We start from the raw sequence: 19,970 nt of genomic DNA on the forward strand, positions 1-19,970 counted from the left end.
CCCCTCAGCGCTTTACTAACATAACACGACCTCACCCATCTGCGTCAACCCTTTTGGCAAAAAAAAATTGACAATCTCTGAATCTCCCTCTGCTCAAGGGTTTCAAACTCGACTATTCCCGGCAGAACCGGCTGTTGTTTAGTCGAGCACCTCTAAGAGAGAATAGGTGAGTCTACACCCTAGATCGATCTAGCTCAGCGAGGGGGAAATCTGGTGAATTTTCAGTCTTTAATATTGACGCTGCACAAATATTGGGGCGCTCGTGGTTGTGCGATCGCTCAGCCTTACGACACAGAGAAGGGCGCGGGGACAATGAATCCCCATACATTTTTACGAGCCATCGGGCCCGAACCTTGGTCGATTGCCTATGTCGAGCCTTGTCGGCGACCGACGGATGGACGATATGGCGAAAATCCCAATCGCTATCAGCACTACTATCAGTACCAGGTGCTGATGAAACCTTCACCGGATAACATTCAGGATCTCTATCTCGATTCGTTGCGGGCTTTAGGAATTGCCGTGGAAAACCACGATATCCGATTTGTCGAAGATAACTGGGAGTCTCCGACGCTGGGTGCGTGGGGTGTGGGCTGGGAAGTTTGGCTCGATGGGATGGAGATTACTCAGTTCACTTACTTTCAGCAATGTGGCGGAATTGATTGCAAGCCGGTTTCGATTGAAATTACCTACGGACTCGAACGGCTGGCGATGTACCTTCAAGAGGTCGATGCATTTCCGAAAATCCGCTGGACGGATGAGTTGACTTACGGTGATGTTCACTTACAAAGTGAAATCGAACAGTGCGTTTATAATTTTGAAGCGTCCAATCCAGAGTTGCTATTTACTCTATTTAGTCTTTACGAAGGGGAAGCGGCTCAGTTATGCGAACGAGGATTGGTCGCCCCGAGTCTCGATTACGTCCTCAAATGCTCTCACACCTTCAATCTGCTCGATGCGCGGGGTCTGATTTCAGTAACGGAACGCACTAGATACATCGGTCGGATTCGGAATTTTGCACGACGAGTGGCTCATTTGTATCTGGAGCAACGCCAAAAGCTAGAGTTTCCATTGATGAAAAATCCGTCAGTATAATGAGATTGAATCCCGATGGAGTCATTTAAGGTTGCTGGTGAATGAAAGGTAAGCTGTCCATCTCGAACAATTTTTTCGAAAAATTCGATCGCTCCGGAACGCTGTTTGATAATCTCAGCTTCTCCAATCGTTCTCAGATTTCACAAAATTTGGCGGTTTTAATCGATGCCGACAATATTAGTTCCAAATTAATTTCTGCTTTACTCGAAGAAATTTCTAAGTATGGCACGGCAAACGTCAAAAGAATCTATGGCGATTGGACGAGCTCTCACCTGAAAGGTTGGAAGGAACGATTACATGAGTTTGCCATACAGCCGATTCAGCAATATAGCTACACCTCAGGGAAAAATGCGACCGATAGTGCATTGATTATCGATGCGATGGATTTGCTGTATACAGATAACTTTGATGGTTTTTGTATCGTATCTAGCGATAGCGACTATACTCGTCTGGCTTGTCGTTTGAGAGAATCTGGGCTGTTGGTTTATGGCTTTGGGGAGCGAAAAACGCCAATTCCTTTTCAGAAAGCGTGCGATAAGTTTACCTACGTGGAAATTCTGTCTAAATCAGAGCCGATCTCTGAACGTACTGAGTCAACATCTATTCTCAGTAAAGTGGCGAATTTCAATCGAGATTCTCATTATGTAAAAACGGAAGTCGTTCCAGAATTTCCTGAAGATAGCGACACTCTCGGTGAAACGGATCGAGTTCCGATCGAGCTAATCGAACATGCCTATGAAGCAATTGCCGATGAAGATGGCTGGGCCAATTTAGCTCCGGTCGGGGGACAAATTAATAAAGTATCCCCTTCATTCGATCCGAGAAATTATGGTTATAACAAGCTGGGAAAGCTGATTGAAGCGCTAGATTTGTTTGAAATCAAGGAAGTTGCCAGCGAACATAATCCAGTTGTCAAAGTTTTATACATCAAGAAAAAACAAAAGATGATGGAAGATAGTTTGGCTTAATCATTTCTAAGCCGTGCAAAAAAATAACGTCTGTAAAAGTGCGCTTTACTAAGAAAAATTCTCAGTTGTGAAACGATCCCTCAGGAGTGTATGGCGTTTACCACTCTCTTTGAGGTATGAGAACTTCACAAAACGTTATAAACTAAAAAAGTAAGATTTTCCTTGCTTCTGAAACGTCAATATTTGGGTAGATATAGACCTCCTTTTACAGTAGCTATTGTGAGAGGTCACTTTTTGTTGTTGTAATTGTGGCGAATGCAAGCCAGATATTCGTGCAGGTCAGGGATGCACCCATATTTGCACAAATTATCCTAAGGGTTAAAACGGTTGCAATCTCTCAACTTAAAGAAGGCAAAGCTCGTGAAAATCTTCGTTCTATTGTGTCCATGTATCTCGTTCAAAGCTGTCAGAATTTGCGATGAATCTTAGTGAATTACTCGAACCCATTGCCAGTCAATTTCGGAATTTGGGAATGCCCGAACCGATCGTCCACTGGGGACATCCATTAATGATGGGAATCGTTATCTTTGCCATGGGTAGTGCTGTGGGATTGACCGGTTGGCGCGGACGAATGGCGACAGAAGCTACGGTCTCTGGTGAAAATTTCAGCACTCACCGCAAAATTGCTCCTTTCATGTTCCTCTTTCTGGCGTTAGGCTATACCGGCGGATTACTCTCGCTGGTTATGCAACGGGAAGCCGTCCTCGAAAGTCCTCATTTCTGGACTGGATCGATCGTTTTGATTTTGCTATCCATTCAAGCCGGATTGTCGTTGAGTGGTTTTTGGGGCGATCGTTCCTCCCTACGTAGCGTCCATGCGTATTTGGGGGGCACGACATTGTGCGTCATGTTCCTTCATGCAATGTTAGGGTTGAAGCTGGGTTTATCTATCTAAGCGTTCGCTTCCCATCACCCATCTCAATTACCTCTAAATTGTTTAAATAATGTCTCAAGGTGCTGGCATCATTTTAAGTTTGGCTTATATTGTCGGCTTGATGATGGCAACATTACCCCAAAGCAAGTATGGGTTACTGGCTTTGGGGTTTATTTTGGCAGCAATCGTGCCTAGATTCTGGCGGATGGGGCCGAGATGGTGGGTGTGGATAACAGCAGGAACGATCGCCTTTTCGGCTGCTTTTTATTTTCAACTTCGCGTTCCCGAACCGGCTGTCAATGACATCAGCCAGTTCGTACCCTCCGCTGATGTAGAAGCCGAGGCACAAATCGTTACAGTACGCGGTAAAGTCGTGAGTTCTCCTCGCCTGACTCGTTCTCAATCGGTACAATTTGAACTTCAAGCGATCGAACTTCAAGAAACAACCAGTGCAGACAACGGCAGTTCCAACACCCTATCCCAAATCGATCGACCCGTCACAGGAAAACTCTACGTCACCGTTCCCCTCCTGCAAGGAACCGGTTTGCATCCAGGACTGGAAATCTCGATAACGGGAAAACTTTACGAACCCACACCCGCCACCAATCCCGGCGCGTTTGACTTCTCTAACTACCTGGCTTGGCAAGGTATTTTTGCTGGAATGAGAGGGGATGAAATTCAGCGCTCTAATCTTCAACCCACTGCCGATGCCGGATTTGGGGGACTCTGGCAAATTCGCCAGCGTATCGTTCGCGCCCAAGTAGAAGGGTTGGGAAGTCCGGAAGGGCAATTAGTGAGTGCAATGGTACTCGGACGCAGATCCGTCGATTTACCCTACGAGATTCGCGATCGATTTATTCTCGTAGGTATGGCACACGCCTTAGCTGCCTCCGGTTTTCACGTAACCCTGATTTTAGGCTTAGTCCTGGCAATTGCCCGACGACTTTCCGAGGGGACAAAATTTTGGCTGGGTACGGTGACATTGGTTTTCTATGCCGGACTCGCGGGTTTTCAAGCTTCGGTACTGCGGGCTGCGATTATGGGATTTGGCGGCTTGGTGGGTTTAGTACTGCAACGAAAAGTCAGACCCGTGGGTATTTTGTTACTGGCGGCTGTCATTTTGCTGCTGTACGATCCCCTGTGGATTCGGGATGTCGGATTTCAGCTCAGTTTTGCCGCGACTTTGGGATTGATCGTTACCGTTAACCCGTTGGTGAAGCGTTGGGATCGACTACCCGTTGCCATCGCTACAGCGCTCGCAGTTCCGATTTCGGCAACCATTTGGACGCTTCCCCTACAAATGTACTATTTCAGCGTGGTATGTACTTACAGCGTTCTCGTGAATGCGATCGCCACGCCTCTACTTTCTTTAATTACGATCGGTGGATTTGTTAGTGGAATTGCTGCATTGGTGTATCCGGCAGTGGGTCGTATTGTGGCAGGGTTACTGTACTATCCCGTTCGCGGCTTGCTGGCGATCGTCGAATTTTTTAGCGAACTTCCCGGAAATAGTATCGCTGTCGGAACGATCGCGCTTTGGCAACTCGTCGCGTTATACGGACTTCTCGGAGCGGTTTGTCTGTATTGTACGTGGCAAGCCGATCGAAAGAGATCGGGAAAAAAAGTCCAATCTCCCAGTTGGGTTCTATGGGTAATGTTGTTTTTCCTCTCGTTAGGCATAGTGGTGTTTCCCGCTTGGCATCAAGCCAACAACCTGTTTCAAGTCACGGTATTGAATACGCGACGGGAACCGATTTTAGCGATTCGCGATCGATGGCAAGTGACACTATTAAATAGTGGGGATACGAATACCGTTCGTTATGTAGTACTGCCTTTTTTCAGCAGTCAGGGAATTAATCGAATTGAGGCGGCGTTGGCGATGCGTCCTCCAATCGGACAAAATTCCGGCTGGCAACTCTTATTAGACTCGCTTCCGATTCAAACTTGGTATTATCCAGCATCTCCACCGGATTCCAGATTGGAAGCAATTTTGGCAGCAGTGCGATCGCAAGACGGATCGAGCGTTCCCCTGTCGGTTAAGCAAACCGAACCTATGGGTGCGACATCCGTGACACTGCTCAATGCCAATCCTCCCGTCTGGCAGTTACGGATTCGGGAACAGACTTGGTTGGTGTTGGGTAATTTGGATATTCAGCAGCAGACTCAACTCCTGGCCGGTGAGAGTTTGCCGGAGCTCGAGGTGTTATGTTGGTCGGGGGCAGAAATTTCCGATCGACTTTTAGAGGCTCTCAATCCCAAAGTGGCGATCGCGTTTTCCGATTCCCTTGACAGCGAGACAGTCAAAAAACTACAAACTCGGCAAATTCAGTTATTTTGGACTCATCGCGATGGTGCGGTGCGTTGGAGTCCCGAGGAAACCTTCCAAACCACTTTGGATAAGACCCAAAACGATCGGAAACGCGATCGGTCGGGACGCAAACTAGAGTAGAATATAATATACCTGCTGGAGAGGTGGCAGAGCGGTTGAATGCGGCAGACTCGAAATCTGTTATGGTGTCACAGCCATCGGGGGTTCGAATCCCCCCCTCTCCGTTGTTACGAAAACATCTAACTCGACTTTTTCATTTTCATAGGAATAAGAGATGAGAGGTTTGAGTCTCATCTCTTGTGTTCGATCGGAGATTCAGAATCGAAAACCGATCTCGCTCACGCTCAAGTAACGGGAGTCTCTACAGTTTCGAGCAGACCCCTTTGCACGAGAATATTTCGGAGGTGCCGCAACGCTGAGGTCTCCGAACAATTTTCTGTGGCAAACTTCAAGCCATTCTGACCGAGTTCCTGGCACATTTGTGGGTCATCCCAAAGAGTGCGAATCGTCTGAGCTAAACCCTCAGGTGAAAAAGCCTCACAAGTCAGTGCATTGTGACCTTCGATCGCGTAATCGCGCACGCCATCGGAATTCGTAATTGCAAAAGCTGTTCCCAGATGCATCGCAGCAACAAGAGTCACGTGACCGCATGGCACTTCCGAACCACTTAGAGGAAGCACCATAAAGCGGGAATGCTTAATAATGTTGTATGCGTGGGGTTTGGGAATATTTACCCGAACTTTGACATTGGTAGGAATGTCTAGATTTTTTAGGTTTTCCGGTCGGGTTACCAACACAAGCGGGATATCGGGCAACTGTTCCATTGCAACCATTAGAGAATGGTAGTCTCGTGCATTTCCCCCAATCGCACAGATGTAATCTCCTGTTTCTAAAGGTGTATCCGGTTGAACTTCGGGCTGTCCTACACTCCAAAGGCACACATCAATGCGCTCTAAGGGAATCCCAAAATACTCGTGATAGAGCTGTTTCTCCATGGTTGAATAGACCACAAAGCGGCTGATATCCGCAAATGCAGCGGTCATCAGACTGCGCTTGACTCCTCGCGGCAGCTTAGGATAGTTAAAAGAATACGCAATGTGTTCGACCTCGACACCGAGCTGCTTCACGAACAGAGCACACCAAAACGATACAGCAGGGTCGTGGGTAAAAAGGATTTTTGCACCCTGTTCCTTAACGGTAAGTACGGCTTCTCGGCAGGTGCGAATCATCGTCAGGTTCGGATGCTTTACGTATTTTTCGAACAATCCTTTTGGTTGATAATAGTAGAAATGCCAGTGAAGGTTTTCTCCGGAGAGTTCGGGTGCGAACCACTTCCAACTTTGTTTGGTAAAAGCCGTACAGCATACGATATGTTGGGTGGCTTGAACCGACTGAGCTGTGTGGGTTTTTGAGTTTTGAAGGGTTTTCATGAGTGGTGGAAGATTCAGTGAAAACAATAAGATAAAGAAGATTGAACTAAAGCCGATCTCGCAGTCAAATTTTCGTGCTAGGGGTCAGTTTGAAGAGATGGCGAGATCTTTTCGAGTGAGGTTGGCAACGAAGATGTGGTAAATCTCGACTTGCAAGTGTCATTTTCAAGATCCATAGAGTGTTGTCCACTCCGGAAACTGCCGATTCAAGAGTTGGCTGAGTTCGGCAGTTTGTTGTTGCTGAATGGGACGCAAGTAGTCGATGGCTTGCTCGACATCACCCGAATCCCGTTCGACAGGTCGAGAAAGGGTTTTAATCGCACCAGCACGAACTTGAGAGGGAATGGCCCGCTTGAGAACATCCCATGCTGGAGTGCCGCGTAACCGAGAGATATAAGAAGCTCCCCAGACTTTGGAAACTTTTTGTGTTGCAGCGTTATCGCGCCGGTTGAGACTCGGAGGAATGAAAGATGGGTCAACTCCCAACCATTCAAATAGACCCGAGAGGGTTTGCTGGGGGTTCGCACTGAGTTCTTCCAAGGTCAGCGTCATGATGCGATCGCGACCAAGTGTATCGATGTAGGGAGCCAGCTGCATGGCGTAGTAGCTGATATCGGTAATGTCTTTCGTACTTTTGATTGCCTCCAGCATCGGGCGACCTTCCGCAGACCACTGAACTTCCCACCAGTAGTGGCTGATAGAGCGTTGGATGGGGTCTCGCATGATATAGACGATCCGAGCATCCCGATTGAATTGAGCAATGCGCTGGGCAACCCCTTGATAACGCGGTAGTTTTGCGTAATCTGTAGATGATTCGCCAATAACCCGTACTCCATCGGCAGGGGAAAAAAGACTCAGATACCACTCTTGGCCCTTAGACCAGTTGAGTTCTTTGACAAAGTACTGAGTTTCTTTAGGCTGCTGGCTCATACAGATTTCTGGATGTTCGTCCAGATAATTATGAAGCGAAGTCGTACCCGACTTCATTGCCCCCACTATAAATAGATTAGGAATTGATTTCATCATCAGAACTAGCCTCGGAAAAGCGCCACTTGTATTCTCGGATATCGCTACTCCCAATCATAGCTCGATGTTTTTTTGAACAGTCGAACAATTGATGAGCATTAAACTGTCTTCTTCCCTTGAAATTCCACAATTTGAATCACACTTAGGTCAGTATCGATGACGTGACTTGATTTACTTAAAATTTACACCCGTAGGTAATTTGACTGTTTATCTCGATAAATCCGTACTGCTTTTTACAATTTATATTGTGGTCCTTAGTACTTTTCCTTGCAACCTATCTAAAGTATTTACGGAGACTGGAGTTCTAATGACCACTACATTATCCGAAAATTTACAGAGTCATTAGAATGTAAATTCTCACTCCAAAGTACTCTATGGAAAAGGAAATACAGAAGAGCAACTCTCTTTCTTTATTAAACTCATACATAAACCCAAACATTTCATAAGTTTTGATAAAGCTCGAGTGTAACCCTTCAAGGGGGTGAGGTGTTCTCGTGCAGCGCGGCAGAAATAAATAACTAGCTTACTCAGTTTGCTAAAAGCTCTCAGTCGATGGGTGTTCGCATTTTTACCTATGTAACTAAATGTAAATTAACCCAATTCCTCTCCTGGGTCAAAACAGAAGTTAGTTAACAAATTGCAACATAAAAAAGCTTTTCAGCACCTACCTACTTAAAACTTCAGACTCCGTTCGATAGTTTACTGTCTAACGACTCCTGCCATCCTGCACTAGTACACATAGCGTTCGGGAATTTATAACGGTTCGGTTATTGCTGGCGCACTGCACTACGTAACGTCAGTTCGGGTTAAGAGTCTATTTGTCACGGGCTCAACAAGAGAATGCAGGTATGAGACCGACAAATGCTGAAAATCAGTAACGGCAAAATCAGGGTTTCAGCTTATCCCGAACTCACGTTACGTAGCACAAGGGTTGGGATTGACCTTGAAGAATACTCCTACCCCTCGTCAAAAGACCCTCCGAGCAAAAAGAAACAGAGCTCAGGACAAGAAAAGCCAGTAGCACGTCAAGGACACAGCGTCGATCTGGGATGGTGGGATGACTGTGTGGCAGTTATTGGTTAAGCTATGGGACAACTGACAGTCGTGAGTTGGGTTAAATCAGCACTAAGTTATCTCGATGAATGGCGGTTTGAGCGACAAAATAGCCCAGAATTTCAGAAATTTGTTCCGAGCGACAGCCTTGAATTTTTTGCAGTTCGACGCTGCTGTAATTCGTAATCCCTCGAGCAATAACTCGATCGCGCTCGTTACAAATGCGAACGGAATCAGAAGTCTGAAAATCTCCCTCAACTTTGACAATCCCCGCAGGCAATAAAGATTTTCCCCCTTGAGCGATCGCTTTTTCCGCTCCGGCATCGATATAAATCGTGCCACTGGCGATCGGTCCGTGGGCGATCCAACGCTTGCGAGCATTGTCACTACTTGGTTGGGGGTCGAAGAGGGTTCCTAGGGGTTCCCCTTGCAAAATTTTTTCGATATTTTCTGGGTGTCGACCTGCCGCGATGACCGTGCGAACGCTACTTCCGGTGGCAATCCGCGCCGCCGTAATTTTGGTTTCCATTCCACCAGTTCCCCAGCCGCTGCGGGAGGTTCCCGCGTCTACTGTCAGGAGTTCGTCGGGATGCTGGACGCGCTCGATGGGTTGGGCGTCGGGATTGGCGTTGGGATCGGTCCAATAGAGTCGATCGACATCGGTGAGCAAAAATAACCAGTCTGCTTCCACCAAACTTGCCACTAGAGCCGAGAGGGTATCGTTATCGCCAAATTTTAGCTCTTCGACCGCTACGGTATCGTTTTCATTGACGATCGGAATCGCTTCGAGTTTGAGGAGTTCGCGAAAGGTATTGTAGGCATTAACGTAGCGGCTGCGTTCGACTAAATCCTGGCGGGTGAGCAAGACTTGGGCAATGGGTTGTTGGAGAGCGGTAAATAGATCGTCATACACTCGCATTAACCGTCCTTGTCCCACAGCAGCTACCGCTTGTTTGATGGCGATCGCGCGGGGACGCTCGGTGAGTCCGAGTCGAACGCAGCCGACACCCACGGCCCCAGAAGACACTAAGATGATGCGATGTCCGAGGGTACGCAAACGAGTGAGGGTTTCCACCAAAGCACCAATGGTGGAGAGCGCCAATTGTCCGGTTTGCGGTTGGGTGAGGCTGGACGTACCAATTTTGACAACGATAGTTTGGGGTTGGAAGTCCGCTTGAGGACTCATTATAAATCTTCTCGATCGAACGGATAAATAGCAGCAGAGTGCCCCTTCTATCGGTGAAGGTTAACACTCTGCTTGGGATGTATTATTGCATTTACGCTTAGGGTCTATATATAAACCGACCCCATTCAATATTTAAGGTCTTTATTTAAGCTGACCTCATTTAAGACTCTTCCAGGATGCCAGACAATTGAAGAAATCATGACGGGCGTAATCTTTTCTTTATATTTCATTTCTTGGACATTCATCAACATCTATAAAGTTTTATTTATTTACACTTTACTTATGGACACCCAGAGACACCCCCAGGGCTTGGGAAAACCAAATCTCGATCGCCCGCACGGTAGAATTACTAGCCACTTGACCGGGTTCGACCATCGGTTCGACGAGAATGGTAAACATCCCCAAACGATTTCCCGCCAGGACGTCGGTAAACAGACGATCGCCGACCATTCCCACTCGTTCGGGGGGTAAGTTCATCGCGGCAACCGCTTGTCTGAGTTTGCCCCGAAAGGGTTTGCCCGCAAAGGCTAGGTAGGGAACATCCAGAGCGCGGGCGATCGCACCGATCCGACTTTCGTTAATATTGTTACTCACCAGCCAAATTGTCGCCATTTCCTTGAGTTGACCCACCTGTTGTTGAAGTTGGGGAGACATTTGGAAGCTCTTCATCGGCAAGAGGGTATCATCCACATCGAGAACCAAGCCTTCAAGCTGGTACTGTTTGAGAATCTCCGGCGTCAAACTCAAGAGCGAGTCGCCTAAAACCAGATCCGGTTGTAAGAATTTTCCCCAGGACATCAGTGTTTTTCGAGTTGAAATGTTGAATGGAGGTCGATGCACGCCCCGATCTCATCGATTTTATCGATCGGCTAAATCTCGCTCGACGGTGGCAATGGCTTCTTCATGTTCTGCCAAGGTGCGGCTAAAAATGTGAGTGCCATCGTAACGAGCCATGAAGTAAAGGTACTCCGTCTCTTCCGGTTCGAGGGTGGCTTTGAGACTGGCAACCCCCGGAGCGGCGATGGGAGTTGGAGGGAGTCCCGGATTGAGGTAGGTATTGTATGGAGAAGGTGTTTCGACCTGGCGGAACGTCAAAGGCTTATCAACGGTCTGGCGAATTCCCAAACCGTATTCTACCGTTGGATCGGCTTCGAGTTTCATACCCTTCTTCAATCGGTTGGTAAATACACCCGCGATCGTCGCTCGTTCGGGTTCCACCACCGATTCTTTTTCGACGATACTACCTAGGGTCACCCATTGGAGTAATGTCAGTTCTAAGGGATTGGGCTTTTGGCGGTAGACGGGAAGCGCAACTTCTTCAAAACGCGCCAGCATTTGAGCGATGACGGCTTCAGGAGTCAAACTGCCGTCGGTTAACTGGTAAGTATCCGGATAAAGAAAGCCTTCGAGGTGGGGTAAGTTGTTTGGCAGCCAGGGATATTGAGCGTAAGGTACGTTGCGCGAGGCTTCTATAAAGGCATCAGCCGAGAAAAATCCTTGTGCCTCAAAATAGGTCGCCATTTCCCGAATCGATCGCCCTTCGGGAATCGTAAAGCTATACTGCACGACATCCCCTTCCCAAATACGATCGGCGATCGACTCCAGGGGTTGAGCTGGAGATAGCTGATACATCCCCGCTTGAAAACCGCCCGATTGTCTTTGAAACTGCAACCAACGGGCCCAAATCTTCCATGCCAGAGCCGATCGAATGACCCCCGCTTCTTCTAACTTCACCCCAATAATTTGGGCGGGAGTGCCTTGAGGAATTTCAATTTGCATTGCAGGCGGTTCTTGGGCTTGACCCACCGGAGTCACCAGCGGTGGCGCACTCGCCCACTCCCACCATTTCCAGCCTCGCCAAGCACCATATCCCGCGCCACCCAATAGCACCACCAGAAACACAAACCATCTCAAAAAACGTCGCACCTGCCTACGCCTCAATCTAAATCAGCAAATAATCGCTCTTCCAGAATACTTTCAATATGGGGCATCATCGGTTCCAGTTTTTGATAATCTTCATTGGAAAGTAACTCCAGTTTTCCCAACGCATTCATTCGCGCCAGAACGAAAAACGGATCGAGGGGCGTGCACACCGCATACTCTTGCTCTTCATGGAAGAAGTTCGCCAGCCACAATAACTCTTCGTATTCGTCGTCATCGGAGTCGTCTTCGTACTCCTCATCCTCGGCTTCGGGGATTTCGCCAGCAATCGTCAGGGTCAGTGCAGTGTGCTGAAGCGTCATATCGTATTCTGCCAGGACGGCGCGAGCCGTGGGAAATACTTTTTCGATATCCTCTTCTGTAGCGAGGGAGACTTCGTCCTCGTTATCGGTATCGAGTACGAGGATATCGACAGGGGTATCAACGGGCATCAAGAGAACGTATTCTTGGCCATCGAGATCGAAAGATTGTTCGATGTAGCACGAAAGCGATCGCCCAGTATCATCCGTCAAGGTGACGGACGCACCATAAGGGCGATCGTTCGGATTTTGCGGTTGGTTCATTACCCAATATTCGCAGTCGATTTCTCGCTGTCAATTTGTATAGATTGTGCCTAGTTTAACCCTAAGTTTGACTCGAAGATCGCGTTGGCGTAAATCCCATACCCACAAAAAAAGGGTAGCGTGATGGCTACCCGCAACCTCAACGTTGAAGAATGAGATAGCGGCCAAGCCACTTTCTCAAACCTTCAAATTTAGGCGGTGACTTTACCCGCAGTCACGGCTTTGAGTTCGCCACTGGCGTACTTGGCTGCAAACTCATCGATGGGAATTTGCTTGATTTTCGATGCATTACCGGCGGTCCAGAACTGCTGGTAGCGATCGGAGCAAACTTGCTTCATGTACTTCATCGACGGCTTCAAGAAGTGCCGGGGGTCGAAGTTAGACGGATCTTTCGATGCGGCTTCCCGGATAGCGGCGGTAATGGCCAAACGGTTATCGGTATCGATGTTCACTTTGCGAACGCCGCTCTTGATACCCTTTTGAATTTCTTCGACGGGAACGCCGTAGGTTTCGGGGATGCTGCCGCCATACTGGTTGATCATGTCTAGCCACTCCTGAGGAACCGAGGAGGAACCGTGCATGACGATGTGGGTATTGGGCAAGCGCTTGTGAATTTCTTCGATGCGGCTGATGGCGAGGATTTCACCCGTGGGTTTGCGAGTAAACTTGTAAGCACCGTGGCTGGTTCCGATGGCAACGGCCAGGGCATCCACTTGAGTGCGCTCGACGAATTCAACGGCTTCGTCGGGGTCGGTGAGAAGCTGTTCGCGGCTCAGGGTTCCTTCAAAACCGTGACCGTCTTCTTTGTCACCTTGCATGGTCTCGAGAGAACCCAAGCAGCCGAGTTCGCCTTCGACGCTCACACCGATGGCATGGGCGACATCAACCACCGTACGGGTGACGTTGACGTTGTACTCGAAGCTGGCGGGAGTTTTGGCATCCTCTTCCAAGGAACCATCCATCATCACGCTGGTGAAACCGTTGCGGATAGCAGAATAGCAAGTGCCAGGACCGTTCCCGTGGTCTTGGTGCATGACGACGGGAATGTGGGGATAGGTCTCAACTGCTGCGAGCACTAAGTGGCGCAGGAAGTTTTCACCAGCATACTTGCGAGCGCCGCGAGAAGCTTGAAGAATAACGGGGCTATCGGTTTCGTCAGCCGCCGCCATAATTGCTAAGATTTGTTCGAGATTGTTAACGTTATAAGCGGGAATCCCATAACCATTTTCTGCGGCGTGGTCTAGCAACAGCCGCATGGGGACGAGCGCCATATGAATCCTCCTGATGATGTCTCGTGAGACTAGTGCGATCGAGATTAGCTCGATCTCGTTAGAACAATCTTAAGATAATTTTCAACATTTGGCGAATTGTTTCATTTCACCGATTTTGGCCAGAGAGATGCATCCCTTGAGTCAAAACGAACTCCTATTCGTTCGCTCCAGAAAACAAGCTTGCATCGATATAGTTAATCCGAGCCATCGGGGTGAGGGCGCTGAGGATTTGGGAACCGTAGCTACGGTGGAGAACACGACTATCAAGGAGTGCCACCACCCCCTGACAGTCCCGGACGGGGGCGATCGCCCGTTGCAGTTCGCTCAGGGCTGTGGGCAGGAGATACAATCGAAACCAATCCTGACGCTGTTGTTTGTAGTGGGCAACTCGTCCGGCCACGAGGGGATTTTCGAGAGAGGGAAGCGGCAAGGTGGCGATCGCCAACAATCCCGGAGCGGGAAGTTGACCCTGATGTTCTCGCCAAAACTCCCAACCGGTGACGAGGATACTGTTAGCGCCGATCTGAGTTTGCTCCACCTGAACTCGAGAGCCAAATTCTGCAGCCAAAATCGAACCGACGATCGATTTCAAGGGTACGTCCCCGATGAGAATCACAGTAAACGAACCCGAACTCTGAAGTTGGGTTGCTCGTTCCCAAGAGGTTTCCGGATGCGGGGTGGCCGATGGTCTCTCGATAATTTCCGCATCCGAGATCGTACTCACCCGAATCAAGGTATGTAACTCTCGAATCAGCCGGCTCTGATATTGGGGCGTGTTCGGCAACGGCAAACCGTCGGGCAAGTAGAGTTGAATGAAAGCACTGGCGCGATCGGGAGAAAATTTGACGCAGGTGATGTCCTCAAACCCCATCCGCTGCCGATAGATCGGGGCTTTGGGGTCTAAGTCTAACGCACCGCCAATGGTGACGATCGGTTGTTGGGGCCAAATCGGACTTAAAACTTCCCTCACGTTAACCGGTCCGCACTGTAGGGAAAAGTTGCCGCTGGTGCGATCGATATTCGCCCAAGTCAAATAGCCCTGCGCGTAGAAACGGGACCAGAAATCGTACCAGGAGGGAAGATTTGGGGTCGGGCACGAGTCTAGGTGTTGACTGAGTTGGCGCAGGATATCGAGTTCTGGGGTCTCGAGCAAACAACATCCATAAGGATTGATCGGCCGCTCGAAAATGGCTTTCGTCAGCCGGACTCGGGCGTTGCGAACGAACTCGGACAAGTCCGGATACGCCAGCATTAACTCGTTCCAGTGGCGCGGTTCGATTTGGGTGGTTAATTGCTGCCGAGTCCAGCGTTCGAGATCGTCGGCACCGTCAAGTACTGTGGGAATGCCAGAGGGGAAGCGATTCTCGCCATTGAGTCGATCGCTCAGCCAACTTTGGGGAGAGGTCACTAACAGCCCGGAGAAATTTTCGTCGAGGCGATCGCCGGTGCTGAGGAGTTTTCGGGTTTCCCCCCAGGCTTGCAGTTGAGGAATTTCTCGATCGAGCAGACCCGAATGTATCGATGTGGGGGCCACTAAGATGGCGGCTTCGGGCCACATCAATAACGGCATCAGGTAACTGAGGCGATATCGCCCGTCAAATTCACCGAACGATCCCGTCTGAATCAACGCTCCCCGTCCCAATCGCAAGGCACGGGCAACCAAGCGCCCCATGGTTAAATGATGGGGCCACGACGAGATCTGAGACGATCGCAAAAACGAGCGCAAAACTCTGTGAACTTCGACTTCGACGATCGCCCGGTCTTTGGAATTGGGACGGGTTAAGTTTGGAACGTAAGAGCGTTGGTCGTCCATGGGGCCCAATGTAGTGCGGTGCGATCTGGATACGGCGCGGTTCGACTCGCACGCGATCGGCGATATTTCGATCGTACTATAGCAACCGCGACATCTGATACGAGTGTTGGTCGGCATCGGGGGGTCGGGGCTTTCGCAGGGTTCGGAAGCGACTCGGGAGTGTAACGGACAATTGAAAACTCGTGAATTCCTTCCTCTATCACCCCATCACCCCACACTCTCCCTCAGCTCGACGCGACTTCATCGAGGGAATAGAAACTCTGGATAAATTCAAGGATGACGCTGACTGGGGGTAAGGCAACGGGTTTACTTGAAACTGCCATTCCGGTTTTGGCGGGGGAGTCTCCAGCTCGATCGAGAAAACGTTTACCAAACATCGGGTTATGGTAAACCTTTAAGGTTTGAGAACTCGAATTGGTGAGCACGGCTTGAGTGGGGGCCCCAAAAAACTCGCCCTTGGGTTCGTCGGACTTCTCTAACCCCGAAAGTTCGATGGTACTGGCTACTCGCATCTTTTTTAAAATCGATACGCTGAGTTTGGCGACTCGATTAGACTCTTTGACCCCCAAAATCTCGCTACTTTTAGACTGAATGAGTTTGACGAAATTGAGGGCGCTTTTTTGGGTGGGTTCGGCGTCTTCAAAGGGAAGCATCGCTAGGTAAACCGTTGGGAATAGCAGTTCGTCGGTGTCCACCCGCAGGGTTAGCGTGGTCTGGCGATAACCCACATCGATACTGGGCGGTTGACCCATTTCCGGGTATTTTCGAAAAATGTAATAGTACATTCGAGCCAATACAAAATGGGCTTCCTGAGTCAGAGGCATATCGATAATAATTTGAACCATCGGATGGGTTTGATTGAAAAACCGTTGGAAATCCTCGGGGGTAAAGCGGCAGATTCGACTGCGATCGCCCCATTGACTCAGATCGATCCACTCGCAACTCATTCCCTCGGTTTTCAAACTAAATCGGGACACGCCGTATAACTTAGCTCCGGTTAGAATTGCCCCGCTCAAGTCCGCCCCTTCCCAATCCGCTCTCATCAAATTTGCCTGAGTTAGATCGGCGTGGACGAAGCTAGTATTCACCAAGTTGGCATGGCTCAGATTGGCACCGATTAAGTTAGCCCCGCTTAATTTTGCCCCACTTAAGTCAGCCCAGCGCAAATCGGCTCCGCTCAAGTCAGCCCAGCGTAGATTGGCCCCCCGCAAACTCGCCCCACTCAAATTCGCCCGATGGAGGTGAGCGTGCCGGAGTTCGGTGTGTCCCAAATCCGCTCCACCGAGATCGGCTTTACTCAAATCGGTCCCGTTTAAATTCGCTTGAGATAGATTCGCCCCCACCACCGTTGACCCGCGCAGATCGGCTTCGCTGAGGTTGACACCGCCGAGATCGGTGCGATCGAGCTTGGCTTCTCGTAAATCCGCACCATTCAGGTTAGCCTCGTTCAAATTCGCTTGGGTGAGATCGGCTCGAATCATCTCCGCGCGAATGAGGGCCGCCTGCATCAAATTGGCTTGAGTGAGGTTAGCCCGAATCATGTTGGCGACGTTGAGAATCGCGCCGTGTAAGTTGGCTTTGGTTAAATTTGCGCCGCTGAGTCGAGCCACGTTCAGCTTGGCGTAGCTTAAATCGGCTTCGTTGAGATTCGCACCGCTCAAGTTGGCAATACTGAATGTAGATCGGCTGAGGTTGGCGTTGTCGAGATTGACTCGACTTAGATTCGCTTCGGCGAGGTCGATCGCCCCAAAGTCTCTCTCTCCAGCAGCATATTTTCGGATGAGTTCTTGGACGGTCATAGATTCTCCCTGAAAAACCTAATAAGTAGCGAGTTGTGCTTGAAGAAAGACGCGACTCCCTCGGATTCGAAGGCGGGTGAGTCTGAATGCTATTTTACGCGATGGGTCGCCAATGCCTTTTGAATGGGATTTGGGCGCGATCGAATGTTGGATTTTACATCGAATTGAAGGCTCGTCCATCACTCACATTTCGCTAATTTATTCGTCGAAAACGCCATCACTCGAACACAAAACTTGGCGATTGAATATTTTCTGTTTGAGAGTCACCCTCATTTAAACCCATCACATTTACCACTCTCAAAGTCTTTAAACATCAAGGATTAATATTGATAAAATTCATCATGAACGAGGGTGATGGGAAAGAAATTTGACTGGCTTTGGCGATCGAACCTTGAGGGACTCGATTCACGGAATGAATCAACTGCTTGCCAAATTGAGGATGGTGTTGAACTTCGAGTTGTTGATTCTTCGAGTTATTTAAAACCACGTGAGTTGGCGCGTGAAAAAACTTTTCCCCTTGCTTGATGAGGAACGAGTCATTGGCGAGTTCTTTAAGAGCATTCACTTTTTCGATCGCCACAGAGAGCGTGGCACCAACTTTCTGGATGTATCGATGTTGTTCTTCACTGAGTCGATCGCTCGCTTGGGTGGTCAGCAGGCGAACCAATTGCAGAATATTGTCTTGGGTGGCTTCGGCATCTCGAAAGGGTAAAATCGCCACGCAAGCCGTTGCAAATAACTTGAGATCGCTATTCATCCGAAAGGTGAGAATCGTCCGTCGATCGCCCACTTCAATACTCGGTCCCCGGCGCAATCCGGGATATTGGGCGGCGATTTTGTAATAAGCCAGAGCCAGAGCCAGATGTGCCGCACTGTCCATGACCATATCTACCATAATCTGAACCGTCGGCAGCGTTTCGTTAAAAAATTGTTTGACTTGTTCGCTGCTGAGCTGGCGAATTTGCGATTCATCCCCCGTCGGACTCAGATTCACCCACTTGCAGGTAATCCCTTCGCTTTTGAGACCGAATCGGGAAACGCCATAGAGTTTCACGCCGGTGAGGATCGCTCCGGACAGATCGGCTCCCATCCAATCTACTTTCATCAAATTGGCTGCGGTTAGATCGGCATAAACCAAGCTGGCGTTGAGTAAATTGGCATAGCTCAAGTCCGCACCGGCTAAGTTGGCGCCGCTGAGCTTAGCACCGCTCAAGTCCGCACCGGCTAAGTTGGCACCGCTCAAATCCGCCCAGCGCAAGTTCGCACCCCGCAGGTCGGCCCCCACCAGCTTCGCTCCGGCTAAACTGACTTGTCGAAGTTCGGCATTGCGCAGGTTGGCACCACCTAAATCGGTGCGTCGGAGGTTCGTGCCTCGGAACGTGGCGTGTTCGAGATTAGCTCCGCTCAGGGTGGCGCTGCTCAGATCGGCCTCGCTAAAATTTGCGCCTTGAAAGTTGGCTTGGGTGAGTTGAGCTTCTTTAAGAATCGCCCCGCTGAGGTTGGCATCTTTGAGATCGGCTCGACTCAAATTCGCTCGGAGCAATTCCGAGCGTACTAAGGCAACATCTTGTAAAATGGCTTCTCTCAGGTCGGCACGGATGAGGTTAGATACGTTCAAGTCGGCACTGCTGAGATTGGCTCGGCTTAAGTTCGTACCGCTGAGTTTGGCGACGTTGAGTTTGGCTCGTTGGAGATTGGCGCCGCTGAGGTTGGCTCCGCTGAGATTGGCAACGCTCAAACAGGCATCGCTCAAATCGATTTGGCTTAAATTGGCTTGGCTCAGATTTGCTTCGTTGAGGTTAACTTTGGCAAACTTTCTCTCTCCGTCTGCATAGTGTTTTAAGAGTTCTTCAGCTTCCATTTGGCAACCCTGAGACAATCTGAGCATGACAGTGTATGCTTAACCATATTGAGTGTGGCGGCGGTCGCCGAGACTCGAACGAGCCATCGCGCCACGAAATTTTATCCCAAGTCTTTAGAGGTAAAGAGACAGGGAAGCTAAGGTCGAGAGTGCGCCGAACGCGCAATTTTTTCCCCACCCAAACGATCTGCACTGAATTTTTACAGTCCCGATTCTACCATCATAACTTTTGCCGGCTGGAGACGTGAGGATTTGAGGCGTGCCAAGGGTCGATTCTAAATCGATTTCGAGCAACATCAGATCGACGATCGCAGGTTTCTCGTTCCCACAATCGATCGATTTTTATCTCGATCGACAACATCGCGATTGCCGAAATTCCCAACCCAGACCGATTGGTGTGGCGAAACTCAATATCCCGGAAGTAGAGGGAACTGCTTTAGAAGCAGCTGTATCCTGACAAGATATGGGGTGATGAACGATCGAATTTTACCAAGTCAAGGGAGTGATATTTGGACGTCTTTTCGATCTCAGATCCTGCTGGCTTTTATCTAAAAGTTGAGAGAGTCAATTTAGAGAGATTTAGCCAGCATTGAGTGTTGAGCTGTTAGGGGTCACCTTCTTCATTCAAGAGGTCAGCATGGGTTCGAGCTGGATTCTCTCTCCCGAGCCAGGAATCTACGATCTTTGGCGCGCGAGTCGCGTTGAGTTCGTTCGCTCTTGGTCGATCTGAAGCCGAATGCTGACAGTAAAGCCTAGAAGGCGGA

The 19,970-nt window shown here is 49.3% G+C and carries 15 protein-coding genes and 1 tRNA gene; 6 read left to right on the plus strand and 10 right to left on the minus strand.

The features are described from left to right. The first annotated feature begins 213 nt into the window (after positions 1-213). From glyQ to AC2215_RS21230, 5 genes are all read left to right on the plus strand, one after another. The gene (gene glyQ / locus AC2215_RS21210; RefSeq protein ID WP_486812006.1) at positions 214-1,092 is read left to right on the plus strand and encodes a glycine--tRNA ligase subunit alpha; all 879 of its coding nucleotides are present in this window, start codon (positions 214-216) and stop codon (positions 1,090-1,092) included. A 41-nt stretch (positions 1,093-1,133) separates the two neighbouring features. After that, entirely contained in the window at positions 1,134-2,060 is a 927-nt protein-coding gene (locus tag AC2215_RS21215) for an NYN domain-containing protein (RefSeq protein WP_486812007.1), read from the plus strand. 418 nt (positions 2,061-2,478) lie between these two features. Continuing rightward, on the plus strand, positions 2,479-2,955 hold the full coding sequence (locus AC2215_RS21220) for a DUF4079 domain-containing protein (protein WP_486812008.1): 477 nt from the start codon (positions 2,479-2,481) through the stop codon (positions 2,953-2,955). A gap of 49 nt (positions 2,956-3,004) precedes the next feature. After that, positions 3,005-5,383 (plus strand): ComEC/Rec2 family competence protein, encoded by a 2,379-nt coding sequence (locus AC2215_RS21225; RefSeq protein ID WP_486812009.1) that lies wholly within the window; start codon positions 3,005-3,007, stop codon positions 5,381-5,383. Positions 5,384-5,400: 17 nt separating this feature from the next. Further along, positions 5,401-5,487, plus strand: a tRNA-Ser gene (locus AC2215_RS21230). Positions 5,488-5,607: 120 nt separating this feature from the next. Here the strand turns inward: AC2215_RS21230 and AC2215_RS21235 are convergent. The 10 genes from AC2215_RS21235 to AC2215_RS21280 all read right to left on the minus strand — a co-directional run bounded on the left by AC2215_RS21235 (position 5,608) and on the right by AC2215_RS21280 (position 19,206). Further along, on the minus strand, positions 5,608-6,693 hold the full coding sequence (locus tag AC2215_RS21235; RefSeq protein ID WP_486812010.1) for a glycosyltransferase family 4 protein: 1,086 nt from the start codon (positions 6,691-6,693) through the stop codon (positions 5,608-5,610). Between the two features lie 165 nt (positions 6,694-6,858). After that, positions 6,859-7,719, minus strand: a complete 861-nt coding sequence (locus tag AC2215_RS21240; RefSeq protein WP_486812011.1) for a sulfotransferase family protein — start codon at positions 7,717-7,719, stop codon at positions 6,859-6,861. 1,114 nt (positions 7,720-8,833) lie between these two features. Further along, complete coding sequence (gene proB, locus AC2215_RS21245) at positions 8,834-9,958, minus strand: glutamate 5-kinase (protein WP_486812012.1); 1,125 nt, start codon at positions 9,956-9,958, stop codon at positions 8,834-8,836. Positions 9,959-10,234: 276 nt separating this feature from the next. Beyond that, entirely contained in the window at positions 10,235-10,756 is a 522-nt protein-coding gene (locus AC2215_RS21250; RefSeq protein ID WP_486812013.1) for a YqeG family HAD IIIA-type phosphatase, read from the minus strand. 60 nt (positions 10,757-10,816) lie between these two features. Beyond that, a complete protein-coding gene (mltG, locus tag AC2215_RS21255) occupies positions 10,817-11,884 on the minus strand; it encodes an endolytic transglycosylase MltG (protein WP_486812014.1) in 1,068 nt (355 codons plus the stop codon). 11 nt (positions 11,885-11,895) lie between these two features. After that, positions 11,896-12,462, minus strand: coding sequence for a DUF3727 domain-containing protein (locus tag AC2215_RS21260; protein ID WP_486812015.1), 567 nt, complete (start codon positions 12,460-12,462; stop codon positions 11,896-11,898). 191 nt (positions 12,463-12,653) lie between these two features. Continuing rightward, entirely contained in the window at positions 12,654-13,733 is a 1,080-nt protein-coding gene (gene fba, locus AC2215_RS21265) for a class II fructose-bisphosphate aldolase (protein WP_486812016.1), read from the minus strand. Positions 13,734-13,887: 154 nt separating this feature from the next. Then, entirely contained in the window at positions 13,888-15,546 is a 1,659-nt protein-coding gene (locus tag AC2215_RS21270) for a helicase C-terminal domain-containing protein (RefSeq protein WP_486812017.1), read from the minus strand. A gap of 224 nt (positions 15,547-15,770) precedes the next feature. Then, on the minus strand, positions 15,771-17,345 hold the full coding sequence (locus tag AC2215_RS21275; protein WP_486812018.1) for a pentapeptide repeat-containing protein: 1,575 nt from the start codon (positions 17,343-17,345) through the stop codon (positions 15,771-15,773). A gap of 313 nt (positions 17,346-17,658) precedes the next feature. Continuing rightward, positions 17,659-19,206 (minus strand): pentapeptide repeat-containing protein, encoded by a 1,548-nt coding sequence (locus AC2215_RS21280; RefSeq protein WP_486812040.1) that lies wholly within the window; start codon positions 19,204-19,206, stop codon positions 17,659-17,661. 589 nt (positions 19,207-19,795) lie between these two features. On the opposite strand from AC2215_RS21280, the gene AC2215_RS21285 reads away from it, so the two are divergent. Further along, a complete protein-coding gene (locus tag AC2215_RS21285) occupies positions 19,796-19,936 on the plus strand; it encodes a hypothetical protein (RefSeq protein ID WP_486812019.1) in 141 nt (46 codons plus the stop codon). The last annotated feature ends 34 nt before the right edge of the window (positions 19,937-19,970 follow it).

This window comes from Zarconia sp. (genome assembly GCF_057467645.1).